Below are 18,881 nucleotides of genomic sequence, written 5' to 3'. Positions count from 1 at the left end.
GGCGTCGGTCCCCATTTCCTCCTTGTTGGGGAGAGATTTTTCTCCTCCCGTTTACCGTGGAGTGAAGCGTGGCTGAATCCAAAACGAGTTCTCTGATGAGCGAAGAATCCCTGATTGTCCCCGTCCTGCCGTTGCGCGATGTGGTCGTTTTTCCCTTTATGGTCATCCCTCTCTTTGTCGGGCGCCCCAAGTCTATTCGCGCCTTGGAGGATGCTATGACCGGCGACAAGCAGATCCTGCTCGTTGCCCAGCGCAATGCTGCCGACGACGATCCTGAGCCAGATCGTATCTTCCGCATGGGGACAGTCGCCACCATCCTGCAATTGCTAAAGCTCCCCGATGGCACGGTGAAGGTCTTGGTAGAGGGCACCGATCGTGCCCGGATTCAGACCTTTCTGCCTGCCGACGAAACCTTGCGCGCCCAGGTCGCCGTAGTACGTTCGGGTACCGCGAGTGACCGGGAATTGGAGGCTCTGCTGCGCTCGGTGCAGGCACAGTTTGAGGCCTACGTAAAACTCAACAAAAAGATCCCACCGGAAATCCTACAGACCCTGGCGAGTATTGATGATCCGGCGCGTTTGGCGGATACCGTTGCTGCCCATCTCAACCTCAAACTCGAAGAAAAGCAAGAAATCTTAGAGAAGGCCGAAACACGTGCGCGGCTTGAGCACCTGCTGGGTATGATGGAGTCCGAGATCGACTTGTTGCAGGTGGAAAAACGAATCCGCGGGCGCGTCAAACGGCAGATGGAAAAGAGTCAGCGCGAGTACTACCTCAATGAGCAAATGAAGGCCATCCAGAAAGAACTCGGCGATCTTTCTGATGAGGGTGGTAATGAAGCTGACGAGCTAGCGCGCAAAATTCAAAAAGCGGGTATGCCCAAAGACGTCCGCGCCAAGGCGGAAGCAGAGCTGAAAAAGCTGCGCATGATGAGCCCGATGTCGGCAGAAGCCACAGTAGTGCGTAATTACATCGACTGGCTGGTCGCCGTGCCGTGGAAGAAGCGTAGCAAAATTGCACAGGATCTGGCCCGTGCCAAGGAAATCCTTGATGCTGACCACTACGGTCTGGAAGACGTTAAAGAGCGGATTCTCGAGTACCTTGCGGTGCAGCAGCGGGTAGGGAACAGCCATGGCCCGATCCTCTGTCTGGTGGGCCCGCCAGGGGTCGGCAAGACCAGCTTGGGTCGCTCTATCGCGCAGGCGACGGGACGCAAGTTCGTGCGTATGTCTTTGGGAGGGGTGCGTGACGAGGCGGAAATCCGTGGTCACCGTCGCACCTACATTGGCGCGTTGCCGGGTAAGATCGTGCAGAGCTTATCTAAGGTTGGCACCCGCAACCCGCTCATGTTGCTCGACGAAGTCGACAAGATGGCGATGGATTTTCGCGGTGATCCCGCGTCTGCTCTGCTCGAGGTCCTGGACCCGGAGCAGAACAATACCTTCAACGATCATTATTTAGAGGTGGATTTCAATTTGTCTGAGGTCATGTTCGTGACTACGGCCAATACCCTGAATATCCCTGCGCCGCTGATGGATCGTATGGAGGTGATCCGTATCTCGGGTTACACCGAGGATGAGAAGATCCACATTGCCAATCAATATCTTCTGCCTAAGCAGATTGAGAAGGCCGGGCTAGGTAAGGACGAAATCAGTATTTCCACTGCCGTAATTCGCGACATCATCCGCCACTACACGCGGGAGGCTGGTGTACGGAATCTCGAGCGCGAGCTGGCACGCCTTTGCCGAAAAGTCGTCAAAGAACTACTCCTCGATAAAAAGCGCCAGAAGGTACAAATCAGCGAGCGGAATCTGGATAAATACCTTGGCGTACGACGCTTTGATTTTGGCAAGGCGGAGAAGGAAAATCGCATTGGTGAAGTCACCGGATTGGCCTGGACCGAGGTCGGCGGCGAACTGCTCAGCATCGAAGCGGTGGTCGTTCCAGGGCGAGGTAAGTTGTTGATTACCGGAAAATTGGGTGATGTGATGCAAGAGTCCATCCAGGCGGCAATGAGCGTGGTACGCGCCCGTTCTGGCATTCTCGGCATCCCGCAGGATTTTTATCAGAGCAAGGATGTGCACATTCACGTGCCCGAGGGCGCGACGCCAAAGGACGGTCCTAGTGCCGGAATTGGTATGGTGACAGCCTTGGTGTCAGCACTTACCGGTATCCCGGTGCATGCCAGTGTTGCCATGACGGGTGAAATCACGCTGCGTGGCGAAGTGCTTCCGATCGGCGGACTGAAAGAAAAACTGCTGGCAGCGCATCGGGGTGGGATTAGCACGGTATTGATTCCGGCAGAAAATGAAAAGGATCTGCAGGATATTCCAAAAAATGTGCGTGATGCCCTTACCATCAAGCCCGTGCGTTGGATTGACGAGGTCTTCGCCATTGCCCTGGAGCGGGTGCCAGAGCCGCGTGCCGACACTGAGGATAGCTCAGTGGCACCGACTAATGTCGCCGTCGAGGAGGGCTCTGGTAAGCGCGGCGCAGCGCACTAAGCCTAGAGGTAGCTCCAGAATCAAATCTGGAGCTACGATTTTGTCGGATGTTCTTGACACCGCTTTTTTTGTCCTGCTATAAAACTCGAGCCTTAACAGTAATGCTTTACCGCACACACTCAGGAGATAAGGAATATGAACAAATCCGAATTGGTCGAAAAAATCGCAGAAGAAGCCGATGTTTCCCGCGCAGCTGCCAGTCGTACACTAGATGCAGCGATTAAGGTCGTTACCGAGGCTCTGCAGGCGGGTGACCAGGTAACCTTGGTGGGTTTTGGCTCCTTCGTGGTTGCTGAGCGTGAGGCACGCAAAGGTCGTAACCCGGCAACGGGAGCGGAGATCATGATCCCTGCCAGCCGCTCGCCCAAGTTCAAGGCTGGAAAAGCGCTACGGGATGCGGTAAACTAGTTCTTCTGGTCGGGCGGTTAGCTCAGTTGGTAGAGCGTCGGCTTTACACGCCGAATGTCGGGGGTTCGAGCCCCTCACCGCCCACCATAGCTCTTGCGGGGTGGTAGTTCAGTTGGTCAGAATGCCGGCCTGTCACGCCGGAGGTCGCGGGTTCGAGCCCCGTCCACCCCGCCATAAACGCAGGCGACCCCGCTGGGGTCGCCTTTTTTTATAGTTCATCGGGCGTCGTGCCCGGCCCAAAAGTTTGAGGTTGTCGCATGCTTGATGTCTTTCGTGGTCTGGCCCAATCCTGGGTGGCAAAAATTGGGATGCTCGTTATCGCCTTGTCTTTCGTGCTCTGGGGGGTGAGCGGCTACCTTTTTGATCAGAGTAACTCCTCTGAGGTAGTTGCCAAAGTGGACGGCGAAAAGATCAGTAGCAGCCTCTTCCAGCACCGCTTGCAACAGGCCACGGAGCAGTACACCCATGTTTTTGGCAGCGAGACGGCAGATAAGATTACCAAGACCCCGGCCTTTGCGCAGCAAGTCCTAGATAGCATGATTGATGACCTGCTCCTTGCGCATGAGGCGAGTAAGTTACATTTGCAGGTACCCGATGCTGCGTTGCGCGCCAAAATTGTGGCAATGCCGGTTTTTGCCGATCAGGGCAAGTTTTCGCGCGCGCGCTATGACCAGCTTCTACACGAAAATGGTCTGACTCCCGCCGAGTTCGAAGCGCAGTTACGTCAGGGGATGATCCTGGAGCAACTGCGGTCCCTTCCGCAGATTCTTGCCAGTGCCTCACAGCAAGACGCGCAAGGCGTTTGGCAGTGGTCGCAGGAATACCGTAACGTTTATGTGTTGACCTTGCACAATGACCAGTTTGTGAAGCAGGTGCACCCCAGTGCGGCAGAAATCGACAGTTATTACCAGACGCATAAGGCAGAATTTCAGCAAGCTGCGCAGATGCAGGTGAGTTACGTCGTCATTGGAAAAAAAGATTTTACCGATGAGCTGCAATTTGAAGCGCAGATCGACAACTTTAAGAACTTGCTGTTTAGTAGCTCCGATCTCCAGGCGGTAGCGAATAAGTATCACCTAAAGATTGAAGAGAGTGGAACCCTGCAGGAGGGTAAAACCGGGAGCGCGGTATTTAGTGATCCTGCAGCCGTTGCCTTGGCATTCAGTGCTGCGGTGCGCGCTGGTAAGAATAGTAGTGCATTGCGCCTTGCCAACGGCGATCTTCTCGCTGTCCACGTGGTTCATTATCAGCCAGCCCATGCGCAAACATTGCAGGCAGTCGATGCTCAGGTACGTAGTGCAGTGAAACAACAACAAGCAATAGATTTGCGGGAAGCGAGCGCAAAGCAATTGCTGGCAACGGCGCAAAAGGAACAGAGCGTTGCATCTTGGCAGAAAGAGTACCAAGCGGAGTTAAAGAATTATCCGGAACTCTCGCGTCGGGCAGCGAATGGCCTCTCATCGCCGTTACTTAACAAAATTTTTCTTGCGCCCGCGCCATCCGCTGGCAAAGTCTCTGCCGGATCTGTGGAGAACTCTGCAGCGACTACTCTTTATGCCGTCGCTGGAGTGGTCTTGCCTAGTCCGGATTTGCTCAATCCCTCAGTACGCGACGAAATTCAGAAGTCTCTGTCCGAGCAGCAGGTGCGGCTACTAAGCCGTGCCTATTTGCAGGCCCTGCGGACTCATAGCAACGTGAAGATTTATCAGAAAAACGTGGAGCAGGCGAGTAGCTAATCGTCTGATCTTCCTCGTGTTAGTTTTTAGGCGTATAGGGAGGCGAGCGGAATGTCTGAAAACCTTCAGGATGTACGACAGAGATTATTCTGCAAAGAGTTCCAGATCGGTACGGGAAGCAAGGCGCTGCATATTATCGCGCGTATTTCGCGTGAGCACCTTTTCTGCACGCTCTTCTTTGCGGACCGTGATCACAGTTATACCTCCATGCTCCTGCCAAATGCCAATTCGAACACCTTGGCTCTTGACCTTCCTCTTGATCTGCCAACGCAACTCAGTTTGGGCGCTACGGTCACGGTATTGGTGCGTATTGACGGGGTGATCACTGGTTTTCGTTCGACTCTACGCGAACGAACCCAGGAGGAACTCCTGATTGACTTCCCTGATGCCCTTTATCAGATGCAGCGCCGACAGGTCTACCGGGTACCACCAGCAATAGAAGACCCTGATCAGGTATCGATTACCCGCCAAGGCGCCGAAAAAATGCTTGGTACAATGCAGGACATCAGTATCGGCGGTTTGCGCGCTCTTTTCCGTCCTGCGCCTCGAGATTTTCCGGTTCAGGCCGGGGAATTTTTCCCTGATGTCCGGTTTCAGCTGCGTCAAGACAACGAGCTGTCGCTCCCTGCGACAGTTCGTTTTTCGGATCTGCACAGCCAACGGGGAGATGCCCTTATCGTTGGTCTTGAATTCGCAGAGGCTCCCACCACGATCCGAGAAATCATTGCCCAGTATGTTCAGGCACGCGATCGCGAGATTCTCAAGGCACTTGGGATTGGTCTCGGCGGTACTAGAACTACTGATACCGCGGAGAAAACTGCGGGGTTGGGAAGAAAGCTGCGTCGCTGGTGGCAGGGTTAGCTTTGTTTTTCTTGATTTTACTGTTGTTTCTTGGTGTGCTTTTGCAAATTGTACTTGCCTGGATTTGGTATGGGCACCCGACAGATTCGCGTGCACTGCACTGGCACAAGTTGTGCCGTCAGGCCAAACTCCTTGCGAGAGAGGGGTTTGTCGTTAGTGAAATCGCGCAGCGCATCGGCATAGGAGTTTCTCACGCCGAGCTGATTCTCCGTCGGCAACGGTAATTTCCTGTGTCCACTACTGCCCCCGGGAACCTCCTAGATCAGCTGACCGCCGTGCAGGGGCGTGCGTTGCCAGGAAGCGGCGCTGGGGGCGGGAATTTTTCATCGCTTATTGCCGCTGGTACGCTGGTCTCTGGGCAAATCGTGGGCCATTCTGGTGAGCAAAGCTTGGTCCGTGTGCGCGGCCAGGATTTTTTGATGCAGCTTCCAGAACGTTGGCCGAGTAATGTTCGTCAGCTTTCTTTGGTCTACCTTGGTGGTCAGGATCAAGCCAAGTTTCTCCTGCTACGGCCCCAGGAAGCACAGGCCTCGCGCGACTCCAATCTATCGCTCCTCACCAGAACGATATTCGCCTCGGCAGAGGGACGTGCGCCTGCGACGCTTTCCCTTCTTAGCCTCGATGCCAGCGGGCAAATTTCGGGGGGATCCTTGGCTAGCGCACTACAAAGTAGGGTTGAAGGCAGCGGGATGTTTTATGAGAGCCATCTGCATGCGTGGGTACAGGGAAATTATCCTTTACAACGTTTACTACAAGAGCCACAAGGAAAATTAAGTGCGCTGCTCAGTAGTAACGCCGTGAGCAAGGAGACGCCGAGTCTGTTCTCTACCAACACCGTTATGGTTAGATCTTGGCAGGGAGAGCAGGCACTTGGCATGTACTCGCAGATAGCCGCGCAGGGCTCGCCCCCGCTTACCGTGCCGGCGGCCTTGCAAACGCTGGTACAGCAGCAGGGGCAGGCATTGCTCCAGCAGCAGATGATATGGACGGTAGCGGTATGGCCAGGGCAAAGCGCCTTATGGACGGTGAGCCGTCGCGACGCGGACGCTCGCAACAAGCAACACGCAGCGGATGAACTAGAGCGTTGGGATAGCAGGTTGGAAGTGGATTTGCCATCTTTGGGACACCTCGACGCGCGCTTACGTCTACAGGGCGAAACCCTAGGATTACGCTTGCGGGTGGCACCGCAAGCAGTGGCGGCCCTGCAAAGCGCAGTTGAGAAATTGCAGACAGCCTTCGCAGCCCATGGCTTGCAATCGAACATTATCGTGGAGCCAGAAAATGAGCGAAGCACGCGGCCGGAATAACAAAAAGACTGCCGTGGCCCTGCGCTATCGTCCGGGGGATGCAGCGCCGGCGTTGGTGGCCAAGGGACAGGGATTGATTGCCGAGCAGATCATTGCCGCGGCAACATCGGCCGGGGTCTATGTACACCAATCGCAGGAGTTGGTCGGCTTGCTCATGCAGTTGGACTTGGATAGAGAAATTCCCCCGAAACTTTACCAAGCGGTGGCAGAATTGTTGGCTTGGGTATATCGCCTGGAGCATGAGCATACTGTTCGCTGACATAGCGAAAACTTAGGGCTCTGTTTTTCTGCACAAGTGTAACGCTTTTGTGGCCTTGCTGCCGTGCGCGGAGGCTACGTTTCGTTGGAGATCGATTTGTGGCGCCCATTTTCTTGGCGTGTGTGCAGGGCACCATCATCTGCCCATCGGTAAATAGTCTTGGTGACCTTGCCGGTGAGCAGGCTGGCATTTTGGGTGCTGATCCAAATGGGTGCGGTGTTCTGCAAGGGTTTTATCCCTTTTTGGTACTTACGGATGTTCTGGCTGTGGTGCAGCGATAAAACTAGTCATTACCGTGCCTTTGGAATTCAGCAAGAGAAGTTTTCCTTGGTCAAAGCGAAATGCAGTGGTCATTGTCAATGTTTTAGAAAACGCCTGATCGACGGTCACATCCATACACGCCATACGCGTAGATATCATCGGTCCAAAGTGTAGTTTATGATCTTTCGCCACGGTATAACTACCCGCAATCCGATTACAGCCGTCCCATCCGCTTACCCGCTGTGAATCGGGCAGAAAGACGATGTATGGTGCCTTGCCTCCGGCACCAAGTACAGATTTGGCTCCCGCCAGGGACTGCAACTGCCAACGGAAACTGGCATAGAGTTCGTGCGTACTGGAAAGTTCGCTGACTTTGTGCAAGCGCCAGTGTTGGTCGCCAATGGGAGGTATGGGTTGCCCATTGGCCATGAGTGGTAATAATCCATTTTCCTGTACTTGATAACGAGTCAGATGGCCATGTTTGTTGAGCAAGTCGACTACTCTACCTCCATCAGTCCACTGAAATTGTCCGGTCTCCCGGAAAATCCCTGAATGATCAGCATACTGGCGGGTCAAGAAATATTTTCCATTTTTTTCTAGGACTATGGTAACGCGAATTTCCGAAACATCGGCCCCTGGCAAGTCGCCAGCGTAGCTGCCTTGCCAATCTAGGGCTGTTTGACTCGTGCTTTGGTCAGGAACAGCCATTGCGGTTGTTGTGTTTTCCATGTTGGCACAAGCACTGAGGGTAAAAGCTGGCAGAAAGGCAAGAGTCAGTACCTGAAGTTTCATCCGTTGTTCTCCTTGGGTGTTTATGCTTGATTGTTGCCTCCGCCTTTTAGGAATCGGCTTAATAATAATAACGCGATGCCATCGAAAATCAGGTTGATGCCGACAAAAATACCAACTAAAACCAACGATCCACCTGGCCAAGTCAGCAAGAACAACAAGGCAATGAAGACATCAACGATACCGCTGAAAATGAACCAAGGGCGGCCGATACCACCAGAGCGTTGATGTGCGGTAAAATTACGGTAGGCATCCAAAAGAAAATACAGAATAAACAGTAACCCGAGGCTGGCGATCCCGGCAGCGGGTTCCCAAACGATGATGAGGCCGGTAATGAGTAACAGCAGGGGCCGCAGCCAGTCGGAAAAATGCCGTTGGCTATTGCCATAGATGTGCACAGACCAAAAAATGCCGCCGAGAATCAAAATAGCGGCGACGATCCCGACGGTGAGGGTGGAAAGAAATACCGGGCTGATGAGGCCAATGAACCCGACAACGATGAGAAGTATTGCTACCGGACGGGTGAATTTCCCTAACCGTTTCTGCTCTGCCTCAATGATGGTGGAGAGATCTGGCGGTTTGAGGTTCATGTTTTGACTCCGCTAGCAAGTACCTATACTTCTAGCTTAGCACAGCTTGCGCTTGCTGCCTCCAACGCCCGCCAATATGCATCTTCTGGACGAAGCCGCTGAATTTGTTCGCGCAATACCGCTGCACCAACGGGGTAATTACGGCTTTGGTCGTGGCGGATCAGTTCTACCAGGGGTTGGGCGGGAAAATACTGCAATGCCATTTCCCGAACACCCAACTCTGCCATAAGGGTCGCCTCGCGTGCCAATTGCTCGGGGTCGATGTGGGTGTCCGCTAGTACCAGCACGTCTGTCTCCAGTAGGCCCTGTACCCGTTGCAACCAACGCTCCTGAATCTCGCTTTCTTGCTTTGTGTCCCAGTCGGCCCAGGAAAATGGGGTATTGTGTCTCTCGGCATGTAATTCTCGGCGCAACTGATCCCGCTCAAGAATTTGTACTTGTACGTGCGGGAAGCGACGGCTAAGACCTTGTGCCCAGGTCGATTTGCCCGACGCGCTAGTTCCTGCTGTGAAGAGTACCAAAATTTCCGGATTCATCGCTGATTTCTTTGTAGGTGGATGCCCGCCATACGCGGGTGCATGGACAAAAGTCTCGCCTTCAGGGATAGTAAGGCAAGCACATTGCAAACATTGAATGAAATGATCAAAAAAATTCTAGGAGAGTGGTACCGAGGACTGGATTCGAACCAGCACAAGCTTTCGCTCACTAGGACCTGAACCTAGCGCGTCTACCAATTCCGCCACCTCGGCAATAACGCGCATCATCTATTAGCAAGGAGTTTTTGTCAATGCCGGAGCAAGAGTCGCCCAGCCTGTCCCTGCCAGAGCGGGACCCCATGTATGAACGAGAAAAAGAAAAATATGAGCGCCCCATCGTCAGTCGCGAATTCATTCTGAGTTATCTTGAAGGATTAGGGCAGCCTGCAAGACTGGAAGATCTCATCGAAGACCTGGATGTTACTGAGGAAGATCAGGAGGCGTTGCGGCGACGCCTGCGCGCCATGGAGCGTGATGGCCAGTTACTGCGTAATCGTCGTGGGGCCTATGGCCTTGCTGCGGCGATGGAGCTAATCCGTGGTTCCGTCATCGCCCATCCCGACGGCTTTGGTTTTCTCTCGCGCGACGATGGTGGCAAAGATCTGTTTCTTTCCCCACGCGAAATGCGCAAAGTTTTTCATGGCGATCTCATTCTCGGTCGAGTGGTCGGAGAGGACCGCCGGGGGCGCCTCGAGGGCTCCGTTGTACGGATCCTTGAGCACGCGCTAACCCAGGTTGTGGGACGGTATCATGCTGACGGCGAGAGCCGCTATGTAGTGCCCGAGGACCGCCGGCTCAGTCAGGAGTTTGCGGTAACTGGCAGCGGTGCGCTAGCGCCGGTGCATGGTCAGATCGTGGTGCTGGAAATTGAACTGTATCCCGACGGGCGCAATCTCCCCGAAGGACGCATCATCGAAATACTTGGCGAGCATATGGCACCAGGGATGGAAGTGGAGATTGCGGTGCGCAGTTATGGTCTGCCATTCCAGTGGCCGGAGGCCGTGGAACAGGAAGCAGCCTTGATCGCGCCAGAGGTTCCTGAAGAGATGAAACAAGGTCGTCGCGACCTGCGCGCTCTGCCTTTGGTGACGATCGACGGGGCCGATGCTAAGGATTTTGACGATGCCGTCTATGCGGAACGTCTGGCCGAGGGTGGATTTCGGCTCTATGTTGCCATTGCCGATGTGGCAAGTTACGTGCAACCGGGTTCGGCGTTGGATCAGGAGGCACAGCGCCGCGGCAACTCCGTATATTTCCCGCGCCGCGTCATTCCCATGTTACCCGAGGTGCTCTCTAACGGCCTCTGCTCGCTCAACCCGCATGTAGACCGCCTCTGCATGCTTTGTGAAATGGAAATCGACACGCAGGGCGAGGTACAGCGTTTTCGCTTTGCGCGTGCTGTGATGTGCTCACAACGACGCTTTACCTATGATGAGGTGGCCGCGTTTGTAACCGGTCAGGTTGCCGCAGAGGGGCCGGATGCGGATTTACTAGCGCATTTGCAGAGCTTGCATGCACTCTATCACGCCCTGGCGAAGGCGCGCGAGGAACGCGGCACCATCGAATTCGATAGCCAGGAAAGCCGGATTCTGTATAACGAGCAGGGGCGGATTGATGCCATCGTACCGCTGCAACGCAACGTCGCGCATCGCATGATCGAAGAATGCATGCTGGCCGCGAATGTGTGCGCGGCACAGTATTTCCGCATCCATCAGTTTCCCATGCTGTACCGCGTGCACCCCGAACCGAACACCGACAAGATCGAAGATCTACGCCGTTTTCTGGGGGAGCTAGGGGTGCCAGTGCGATTGCCCACACGCCCGCGTAGTGCCGACCTCGCGCAAATCATTGAGGCGACGCGTGAGCGCGCTGATGCCACATTGATCCAAACCATCATCCTGCGCAGCCTGTCGCAGGCATTTTATACTGTTGATACCAGCCTGCATTTTGGTCTTGCCTTCCCGGCGTATACCCATTTTACCTCGCCCATTCGCCGGTATCCTGATTTGTTGGTGCATCGTGGCATTCGGGAAATGCTGGATGCGGCGGCGGCGGAGCGACCGGTCAAAGTACCCCCGATCGCGGAGTTGAAAGACCTGGGACAGCATTGCTCCATGACGGAGCGCCGTGCCGACGAAGCCTCGCGCGAGGCCGTGCAGTGGCTGAAATGCGAATTCATGCTCGACAAAATAGGCAACGAGTACACGGGTATCATCACCGGTGTGACGGGTTTTGGCCTCTTTGTTGCGCTGCGCGAGGCGTATGTTGAGGGGTTGGTCCATATCAGTACCCTGGGTACCGATTACTATCATTTTGATGCCAAACACTATCGTATTGTTGGCGAGCGCAGTGGTGAAATCTTCCAGTTGGGTGAGGAAGTGCGGGTGCGGCTGGTGCAGGTGAATCTGGACGAACGCAAGATCGAGTTTGAGCGGGTAGTTGCGGAGGGGGAGGGGAGCAGCGGACGCCGGAGCCGTCGTCGTGGCTGAGGCGTGCTGCGCATTTGGGCGTTATTAAGAGGCAATACTACCGTTTTCCACATAGCTCGGATCGTAGTCAAAGATGATGTTGCGATCCGGGCTCACCAACTCCGTATCTTTACCGTCGTACTCCAAGCGCAACAAGGTATCCTTGATAATTTGTAAACGTGCCATTTTTTTGTCGTCGGCGCGCACAATGGTCCACGGGCACAGGGTACTGTGGCTACGCGCAAACATCTCGTTGCGTGCCTTGGAATAGCTTTTCCAGTGCTTCACCGCCTGTAGATCAATGGGGCTGGTCTTCCATTGTTTTAGCGGATCATCTTCCCGTGCTGCTAGGCGCGCCTTCTGTTCTTTCCGGCTAATGTCTAAATAAAATTTGCGGAGATGAATGCCCGAGCGCATCAGCATACCCTCGAGTACTCCCACTTCCTGAAAAAATTCCTCAAGTTGTTTTTCTGTACAAAATCCCATCACCCGTTCCACACCAGCGCGGTTATACCAACTGCGGTTGAACAATACGAATTCCGCCGCTGCGGGCAAATGTGCGATGTAGCGTTGAAAATACCACTCGGTCTGCTCCCGATCCGATGGTTTGGGTAGGGCAACTACGCGGGTTTCCCGTGGGCTCAGATGTTCGGTAATGCGCTTGATGCTACCATCTTTGCCAGCGCTGTCGCGCCCCTCCAGAATGATGAGGATTTTATCCCCGCGGCTGATGATATGCCGCTGCAGTTTGACGAGCTCTACCTGCAGGAGGTGTAACTCTTCCTTGTAGTGCTCGTGTTTTTCTATGTTCTTACTCATCTCAATTCCTCGGATGATTCTGTCTTATTAGTTGTAGATCTCGTATGGGATCGCGTCAAGTCGATCTTGCATTTCCTGGGGCTTGCTCGTTGTCGTTGAGATAAATCCTTTGGCGCCCATCTCGCTTGGCCCGATACAAGGCGTGGTCAGCAGCGGAAAGCGCGGATTCTAGGTTGGTAGCCGGTCGCCATCCTACGATCCCGGCGCTGAAATTTACCGTGATGTGCTGCTGGTCAGTAGTCACCAAAGGGTGCGTGCGCAGAGTGCTTTGCAGGCGTTCCAAAATTTGTATGGCAAGTTTGGGAACCGCGCCTGGCATGAGGACGACAAATTCCTCACCGCCATATCGAGCAATTGCATCTTCCGTACGTAGGCTTTGGCGCAAAAGTCCAGAAAAATGACGCAAAATTTCGTCCCCTGTTTCGTGTCCAAAACGATCGTTGATTTTTTTGAAATGATCGAGATCTAGTAGTGCAATACTGAGAGTACCTTTTTGCCTCTCAGCCCGCGCCGTTTCTCGTTCGAAGACGAGATGCAGTCCGCGACGATTGAGCAGGTGGGTGAGAGGGTCTTCATGCACCAGGAGGTTGAGCTGGGAAATCTCTTCTTCCATGTCCTGTACGCGACTACGTGCCCCTTCTAATTGTGCGCGAGCTTGGCGCAAAGCGTCGCGAGAATCGCGCAACATGTCTTGTAAACTTCGGCTGCGCTCAACCAGTTTGCCAACCAAGCTGCGAATATGCTTTGGGTCGTCACTGCGTTCGATCTCCGTACTTATACGCACGAATTCGTCATAGGTATCACTGCTTCCTTCGCTTAATGTCTCGATATATTGGAAGACGAGTTGCAGAAGTTCCTGAAGTGCCCGGTCTACGTCGGTGACGGGCGCGCGGCGTTGTTCTTGCCGATAGAGTAGTTCCGTCAATCCGGAGAGTAGTTCTTGTGCTTGCAGCGCGGTTGCTGGCGGTGTGCTGAATGCCTCACCTAGCGTTTTTAGTTGTTCGCTAAACCAAGGGTCTTTGGTGAATAACTCGGCACTCCCCGAGAAGAGCAAGCGTAATGCGCGACGATAGATGTCCTGAACTTTCTCTTTCTCAATCTCATCATCGTCCAAGCGCTCCCAGAGATTCCGTAATAGTTGGATAAAGTCTTGAGCAGGCGCACCATGATTAGACAAAAGGTTATCAACGGTTTCAATTATGGCTTGCCCTCGGGAATCATTTTTAAGCGGAACGGTGAAGCCGGAACGTAAGCCACGGACCCAGATCTGCTGCATAGCATTGGAATTTTCGTTGGGCTCTTCAGTACCAGAACTCCCTCGAGTTGCCAGAGTTCGCCAACGCTCCACAAGCTTCACCATCGCCGCGAAGACTGCGGCATCTTGCTCTTTGGTGAAAAGCTCATTTCGCTGCTGAATTTTTTGTAAGTGGCTGAGCCCAGCTTGGCTACGATCCCATTCCTGCAGAAAATTCTTTAGGGTCTCTTTCCAGGCATTTGGTAATGCTTGCCCAGCAGTATCGCTTTCAGCACTGAATATTTGATTGTAGACAAGGCGATAGTTTTCGGGGTCGGCTGGTAGGTTTTCCCGCAGTAAGGCCTTTAGGACGGAAATTCCAATCTCTTTCGGATCGTTTTCGATCATGATTTATAAGCCGTGCGTCGAAATGGGAGACTATCATGATGATACGGCGTGTTGATGATTTGCGAAAGTCCCGGCGGAGCCCAACATTGCTTTGCCGCGCCCGTCGGCTTTGGCTTGATAGAGCGCTGCGTCCGCTGCGGCGAGAACACTTTCGAGAGCGGCGTTCGGTCCCAACGCTGCAATTCCAATGGAGATGCTCAGCTGGAAAGGAACCCCATCGTCAAAATATAGTCGCGTAGCAGCAAGGCGCTCACAGAGTCTATTGGCATTTTGTAGCGCGCAGGATTCCTCCATTCCGGGAAGGATCAAGATGAATTCTTCCCCACCATAGCGATACACGCCGTCGTAGGGGCGTAGGGCTCCTCGCAAAAAATCGGCCACTGCACGCAATGCTTGATCCCCGGCGAGGTGCCCATGCTGGTCGTTGAAGGTCTTGAAATGATCCAGGTCAATGATGGCGATACAAGCGGCCGCACCACGTAGAACTCTCGATTCCTCACGCAGGAGATCCTTCGCAAGGCGTCGTCGATTGGGTAGACCGGTTAGTGCATCCGCTTCACTTTGTGCACGTTGGCGCTGTATTGATTCGTTCCAACAATCGTTCTGAAACTGGGTGACTTCACGAATGAGTGTTCGGTTACAGAGATCCTGTCGGTTTTTTGACGTTTGTGTGGCCCGTAGCTTATGCAGCAGTTCGTGACACTCTCTCTCCAGTGATGCCCAAGCGCTGCGGTCCTCTTGGTCGAGAGAGGCCTCTGGATCATGCAGAGAGCGCATCAGTGCCCGCTCTGCCGTGCTCGTCTCCCCCTGGTCCAGCCATGCAGACCAATAGATGCTCCAGGCGTTGATGAGCCTATCTAATGCATCTTGGTAGAAGTCCTGACTTTCTGTAGCCATCCGCAGGGACTTGGGCTGTTGCCATGTGCGCGTTTCCATAAAGCTGATCCTCTCACGACAGTATGCAGTCCTAAGCATAAGCCGTGCCAGTTTTTTTCTGAGAGGATTCAAGAAATTTCCCAGATGTGCCGCTATTCGCTTCAATGGTCGACTTTCCCGAGGTGAAAGGTGTTGAACAACTTGCGAGAGGATGGGAAATATGGGCAGAAATCTGGAGGTTACGACAAGAGAGATGTCCTGCCTTTAGTGATAGTTGGGGTTGAGCAAAGCCTGCGACGGGTGCAGACGCGCGCGGGTTGCAAGGCAGCCCTTGAGCCCTGGCCAGAGCTCGCCCATGCCGAGCGGATTGTGCAGCATCAGCTTGCTCAGCTGCCACCCTGCTGGGCACGAGACCGGCAAAATCTTGCCGATCGACTATGTAGGTTACTGCTATTGCGTTTTGCCCATACTCGGATTTTTGCGGACACAACAGCACTGGAGCAGTGCCCTGCGATTCTATTGGCTTTATCTCGGGTGTGGCGGGGAGAAAGCATTGTTGAGCAAGAGCAGAGCGTGCACACGCTTTCTCTCGGATAGTTGGGCTTGTAGTATCAGAAATTGTTTTTGCACAGGGATTGGCACGGAAAATGTCAGGAAAAGAGAAAGCAGGTAAGGGAAAAATACTTCTGCTGGCAATCATTGCAATTTTATTGCTGCTGATTGTCTCGGGCGGCGTCTGGTGGTTTATGCTGCGCGCAAGCGCTCCACCAAGTAAGGCGCAGTTGATGCAGGAGCGTGCGCAGCAAACCAAATTCATCGACCTGGGTTCGCTGGTAACTAATCTGCAGAGTAATGATGGTGGAACGCACTACATACAAGTAAAAGTGGAGTTAAAGACGTATGACGCAGACTTGGATAAAAAAATTCAAGCCTATTTGCCAGAAATTCGAAATCAGATATTGCAACTACTCGCAGCACAGCAAGCTGATAAAGTCAGCGACCCGAGTGTTCGGAGTCAGCTGCTGAGCAAAATAAAAACAGACGTGAATCAGGTTTTGGAAACTGATGGTGGCGCATTGCCGGATCCGTCGGGTAAGTCGCCGCCACCAGTCGTTGCCGCATATTTTAGTAGTTTTGTGGTCCAGTAAGCGGAGAGCGATATGTTTCTCATCATTGGTTATGTGATTGCGCTTGGTGCCATCTTTGGTGGATTCGTGGCAGAAGGCGGAAAGCTTACTGCACTCATTCAACCTTTTGAAGCCCTCATGATTATTGGTGGGGCATTTGGGGCGTTTTTTGCTTCCACTTTTCCCAGAAGCTTTAAGGCAGTGTTGAAAATGCTGCCCCTGGCGCTCAAGGGAAGCAAATACACTCGTGCTGCTTACATGGAGTTACTGAGCCTCTTGAACGAAATTTTTGGCCGTATTCGGCAAGGGGGATTGATGTCCATAGAAGCTGATGTCGACGACCCACAGAACAGCGAAGTGTTCAAGAAATACCCGGTAATTTTGGGAGACCATCATGTTTTGGAGTTTCTTACCGACTATCTGCGGCTCATGGTAGGTGGCACACTCGGCGCTTTTGAGATGGAAAATCTCATGGATGTAGAGATCGATACGCACCACCGGGAACTGGAAGTACCCATCCATGCACTTACCCGTGCGGCGGATGGCATGCCAGCTTTCGGTATTGTTGCCGCAGTGATGGGGGTGGTCAATGTGATGAGTTCGGTGGACAAACCCCCTGCAGTATTGGGAGAGCTTATCGCCGCAGCCCTGGTAGGAACATTTCTTGGTATTTTGCTGGGATATGCAGTTGTGTCACCTATCGCCGCGCGAATGGAAGACCGTGCTGCTGAAAGCAGCAAAATGTTGGAGACCATTAAGGTTGCCTTGCTCGCGACAATGAACGCATATCCGCCGCAGGTTGCCGTCGAATTTGGGCGGAAGGTCTTATACTCCACTGAACGACCGAGCTTTCAGGAGCTTGATGCTCATTTGCGGGATTTAAAGGGCAAATAAGCGATGGCTGAAGGGAAAAAAGACCAACCCATTGTCATTAAACGTATCAAAAAAGGCGGTGGTAGCCACGGGGGTGCGTGGAAAATTGCCTACGCGGATTTCATTACCGCGCTCATGGCCTTTTTTCTGCTTATGTGGCTATTAGGATCAACGACCAAAGCTACTTTGCAGGGGATTGCGAACTGGTTTAAAAATCCTGAGCGCGTTTCGCTCATGGGAGGGCCAGGGACCGGTTCTTCTAACTCCATACTCAATGGTGGTGGTAGCAACCTGAATAAAACGGTTGGCCAGGTGCAGCGTGGGCAGAAAAATCAAACAATACCAAGTCCCGAGGCCCCAGGTTCTACTGCCCAGGAAATTGATCGACACAACTTGGAGCGTTTGAAACAAGAGTTGGAAGCGCAGATTCGTGAGAATCCCGCTCTTGCTGCATTTCGAAAACAATTGTTGATTAACATTACCCCGGAGGGTTTGCGCATCCAAGTGGTGGATAGCGCCAAACGATCAATGTTTCCTAATGGTAGTACCGAGCTGGAACCCTATGCCCGCGTGATTTTTGAGGCGATTGCGCCAACTCTTAATACTCTTCCGAATCGGGTAAGTATTACCGGGCACACTGATGCTCTACGCTATCTAAATGAGGGACGAGGGTATAGCAATTTCAACTTGTCCGCCGGCCGAGCTAATTCGGTGCGACAAATTATGGTGCAGCATGGCTTGGCTGAAGCAAAGATACTCCGTGTCATGGGTATGGGGGCGGCGGTGTTATTCGACCGTCAGAATCCTGACTCACCACTAAACCGGCGGGTGACGATTGTCGTGCTCAGTAACACCGCATCCGATCGGATCATCAAGAATCAGCAAGCAGTAATGACGGTGAGTGGAGCTTCTTCCGCGAACGTTGCCCTGCACAGCGTGGTGGAAACTACGCGCTCGTCACCTCCGGCAGAGAAGCTGGCAGGGTAATAGGTTTCTTCCTCGTTTATGGCTATGTTATCGTCTCATCCTGATAAGCCAGCACAATCACCCGCAGGAATGCCTGGGGAGTAGAGCTTGGCCAGAGAATGGGAGGAAGCTGATAATGGGTAAGCCTGATCCTCAGGGGGATACCCTGATCGGCGACGCAATAGTCGAATACCTTCTATATTTACGAGAGAGCGCGGGCGCGATTGCCCTGAGCGATCTAGGCCATGGGATTCATAGCATCGGTCGAGTCGTTCGTCTTTCCCCTACGGGCGTGACAATTTCCTGTCAAGACTTAGGTGGGAGCGATATCAAGTTGTTGGTGGCTCACTACGAGCCTAGCCGCTCGGTTCATTTTCTCCTACAGGATGGTAAAGAAGCAGACCCCGGTTTTTGGGTCTTCCCTTACCCGGGTAGTATTCAGGTGCGTCAGGAACGTAGGAATCTGCGGTACACCCTGAACAACGCAGTTCTTGCGTGTTGGCACAGCCCGTGCAGTACGGAACTGGTACGCGGAGATGTGGTTGACATCGGGCTGGGGGGATTCCTCGCGAGTATTTATGTCTCGAGTGAACAGCTCGCAGACACCGGGGGCTGTGAGGAAGGCGATCAAGGCGTGGTCGTTCTGCGCCGCGATGATCTGCGTGAGTGGAGGGGGCAAGCGGAACTCCGACGCCGTGTGCTCCTTGATCCGCCCTCCGACGAGAAAAAAGGTAAACATACCCCCGAATTTGTGTTGCTTGGTTTTGCTTTTCAGTTCGCTGACCGGCAGGCAATGAACGAGTTGACGGATTTCTTTCAGGGTATCCTGGGTCCGATTGCCTGAGTGGATTCTCAGCTT

Annotated in this window: 18 protein-coding genes, 3 tRNA genes and 1 pseudogene; 13 read left to right on the top strand and 9 right to left on the bottom strand. The window is 53.4% G+C overall.

Annotation, left to right across the window (positions count from 1 at the left end; genetic code table 11):
- Nucleotides 1–95: 95 nt before the first annotated feature.
- The 6 genes and pseudogenes from lon (at nt 96) to AB4090_RS05810 (ending at nt 5,509) form a co-directional block, all read left to right on the top strand.
- Nucleotides 96–2,504, top strand: a complete 2,409-nt coding sequence (gene lon / locus AB4090_RS05835) for an endopeptidase La (RefSeq protein ID WP_369573023.1) — start codon at nt 96–98, stop codon at nt 2,502–2,504.
- Between the two features lie 120 nt (nt 2,505–2,624).
- Nucleotides 2,625–2,912 (top strand): annotated as a pseudogene (locus AB4090_RS05830) (HU family DNA-binding protein); the annotation flags it as partial.
- A gap of 11 nt (nt 2,913–2,923) precedes the next feature.
- A tRNA-Val gene (locus AB4090_RS05825) sits at nt 2,924–2,999 on the top strand.
- A gap of 10 nt (nt 3,000–3,009) precedes the next feature.
- Nucleotides 3,010–3,086 (top strand) — tRNA-Asp (locus AB4090_RS05820).
- Between the two features lie 83 nt (nt 3,087–3,169).
- Complete coding sequence (locus AB4090_RS05815; RefSeq protein ID WP_369572927.1) at nt 3,170–4,648, top strand: SurA N-terminal domain-containing protein; 1,479 nt, start codon at nt 3,170–3,172, stop codon at nt 4,646–4,648.
- A 51-nt stretch (nt 4,649–4,699) separates the two neighbouring features.
- The gene (locus AB4090_RS05810) at nt 4,700–5,509 is read left to right on the top strand and encodes a flagellar brake protein (RefSeq protein WP_369572926.1); all 810 of its coding nucleotides are present in this window, start codon (nt 4,700–4,702) and stop codon (nt 5,507–5,509) included.
- A 17-nt stretch (nt 5,510–5,526) separates the two neighbouring features.
- On the opposite strand, the gene AB4090_RS05805 is transcribed toward AB4090_RS05810, so the two are convergent.
- Entirely contained in the window at nt 5,527–5,727 is a 201-nt protein-coding gene (locus tag AB4090_RS05805) for a hypothetical protein (RefSeq protein ID WP_369572925.1), read from the bottom strand.
- Nucleotides 5,728–5,739: 12 nt separating this feature from the next.
- Between AB4090_RS05805 and AB4090_RS05800 the strand changes: the two genes are divergently transcribed.
- Nucleotides 5,740–6,816, top strand: a complete 1,077-nt coding sequence (locus AB4090_RS05800; protein ID WP_369572924.1) for a flagellar hook-length control protein FliK — start codon at nt 5,740–5,742, stop codon at nt 6,814–6,816.
- The gene (locus tag AB4090_RS05795) at nt 6,791–7,075 is read left to right on the top strand and encodes an EscU/YscU/HrcU family type III secretion system export apparatus switch protein (RefSeq protein WP_369572923.1); all 285 of its coding nucleotides are present in this window, start codon (nt 6,791–6,793) and stop codon (nt 7,073–7,075) included. The genes AB4090_RS05800 and AB4090_RS05795 overlap by 26 nt, the downstream gene beginning before the upstream one ends.
- Before the next feature lie 74 nt (nt 7,076–7,149).
- Here the strand turns inward: AB4090_RS05795 and AB4090_RS05790 are convergent, their stop codons facing one another.
- From AB4090_RS05790 to AB4090_RS05770, 5 genes are all read right to left on the bottom strand, one after another.
- Nucleotides 7,150–7,302 carry a hypothetical protein gene (locus AB4090_RS05790; protein ID WP_369572922.1) on the bottom strand — a complete coding sequence of 51 codons (153 nt, stop codon included), beginning with the start codon at nt 7,300–7,302 and terminating at the stop codon, nt 7,150–7,152.
- Nucleotides 7,303–7,324: 22 nt separating this feature from the next.
- Nucleotides 7,325–8,065 (bottom strand): META domain-containing protein, encoded by a 741-nt coding sequence (locus tag AB4090_RS05785; RefSeq protein WP_369572921.1) that lies wholly within the window; start codon nt 8,063–8,065, stop codon nt 7,325–7,327.
- 83 nt (nt 8,066–8,148) lie between these two features.
- Nucleotides 8,149–8,715, bottom strand: coding sequence for an HdeD family acid-resistance protein (locus AB4090_RS05780; RefSeq protein ID WP_369572920.1), 567 nt, complete (start codon nt 8,713–8,715; stop codon nt 8,149–8,151).
- 23 nt (nt 8,716–8,738) lie between these two features.
- Entirely contained in the window at nt 8,739–9,251 is a 513-nt protein-coding gene (locus tag AB4090_RS05775) for an AAA family ATPase (RefSeq protein ID WP_369572919.1), read from the bottom strand.
- Between the two features lie 126 nt (nt 9,252–9,377).
- Nucleotides 9,378–9,464: transfer RNA gene (locus AB4090_RS05770), tRNA-Leu, on the bottom strand.
- Between the two features lie 38 nt (nt 9,465–9,502).
- Here AB4090_RS05770 and rnr point away from each other — a divergent pair.
- Nucleotides 9,503–11,740: a ribonuclease R gene (rnr, locus tag AB4090_RS05765; RefSeq protein ID WP_369572918.1), complete on the top strand. Its 2,238-nt coding sequence runs from the start codon at nt 9,503–9,505 to the stop codon at nt 11,738–11,740.
- Between the two features lie 24 nt (nt 11,741–11,764).
- Here the strand turns inward: rnr and ppk2 are convergent, their stop codons facing one another.
- Genes ppk2 through AB4090_RS05750 form a run of 3 tightly spaced genes read right to left on the bottom strand, consistent with a single transcriptional unit; the run spans nt 11,765 to nt 15,116 of the window.
- Nucleotides 11,765–12,538 (bottom strand): polyphosphate kinase 2, encoded by a 774-nt coding sequence (gene ppk2, locus AB4090_RS05760; RefSeq protein WP_369572917.1) that lies wholly within the window; start codon nt 12,536–12,538, stop codon nt 11,765–11,767.
- A gap of 55 nt (nt 12,539–12,593) precedes the next feature.
- A complete protein-coding gene (locus tag AB4090_RS05755; protein WP_369572916.1) occupies nt 12,594–14,180 on the bottom strand; it encodes a diguanylate cyclase in 1,587 nt (528 codons plus the stop codon).
- Between the two features lie 33 nt (nt 14,181–14,213).
- Nucleotides 14,214–15,116, bottom strand: a complete 903-nt coding sequence (locus AB4090_RS05750) for a GGDEF domain-containing protein (RefSeq protein ID WP_369572915.1) — start codon at nt 15,114–15,116, stop codon at nt 14,214–14,216.
- A gap of 587 nt (nt 15,117–15,703) precedes the next feature.
- Here AB4090_RS05750 and fliL point away from each other — a divergent pair.
- From fliL to AB4090_RS05730, 4 genes are all read left to right on the top strand, one after another.
- Nucleotides 15,704–16,204 carry a flagellar basal body-associated protein FliL gene (gene fliL, locus AB4090_RS05745; protein WP_369572914.1) on the top strand — a complete coding sequence of 167 codons (501 nt, stop codon included), beginning with the start codon at nt 15,704–15,706 and terminating at the stop codon, nt 16,202–16,204.
- Between the two features lie 12 nt (nt 16,205–16,216).
- Nucleotides 16,217–17,077 carry a flagellar motor stator protein MotA gene (gene motA / locus AB4090_RS05740; RefSeq protein ID WP_369572913.1) on the top strand — a complete coding sequence of 287 codons (861 nt, stop codon included), beginning with the start codon at nt 16,217–16,219 and terminating at the stop codon, nt 17,075–17,077.
- A 3-nt stretch (nt 17,078–17,080) separates the two neighbouring features.
- Nucleotides 17,081–18,043, top strand: coding sequence for a flagellar motor protein MotB (gene motB / locus AB4090_RS05735; RefSeq protein WP_369572912.1), 963 nt, complete (start codon nt 17,081–17,083; stop codon nt 18,041–18,043).
- 115 nt (nt 18,044–18,158) lie between these two features.
- Nucleotides 18,159–18,866 carry a hypothetical protein gene (locus AB4090_RS05730; protein ID WP_369572911.1) on the top strand — a complete coding sequence of 236 codons (708 nt, stop codon included), beginning with the start codon at nt 18,159–18,161 and terminating at the stop codon, nt 18,864–18,866.
- The last annotated feature ends 15 nt before the right edge of the window (nt 18,867–18,881 follow it).

It is taken from the genome of Acidithiobacillus sp. IBUN Pt1247-S3 (genome assembly GCF_041146875.1).
GTDB lineage: Bacteria > Pseudomonadota > Gammaproteobacteria > Acidithiobacillales > Acidithiobacillaceae > Igneacidithiobacillus.
The sequence above is the reverse complement of the archived record's forward strand: the minus strand, read 5'-3'. Positions and strand labels throughout refer to the sequence as shown.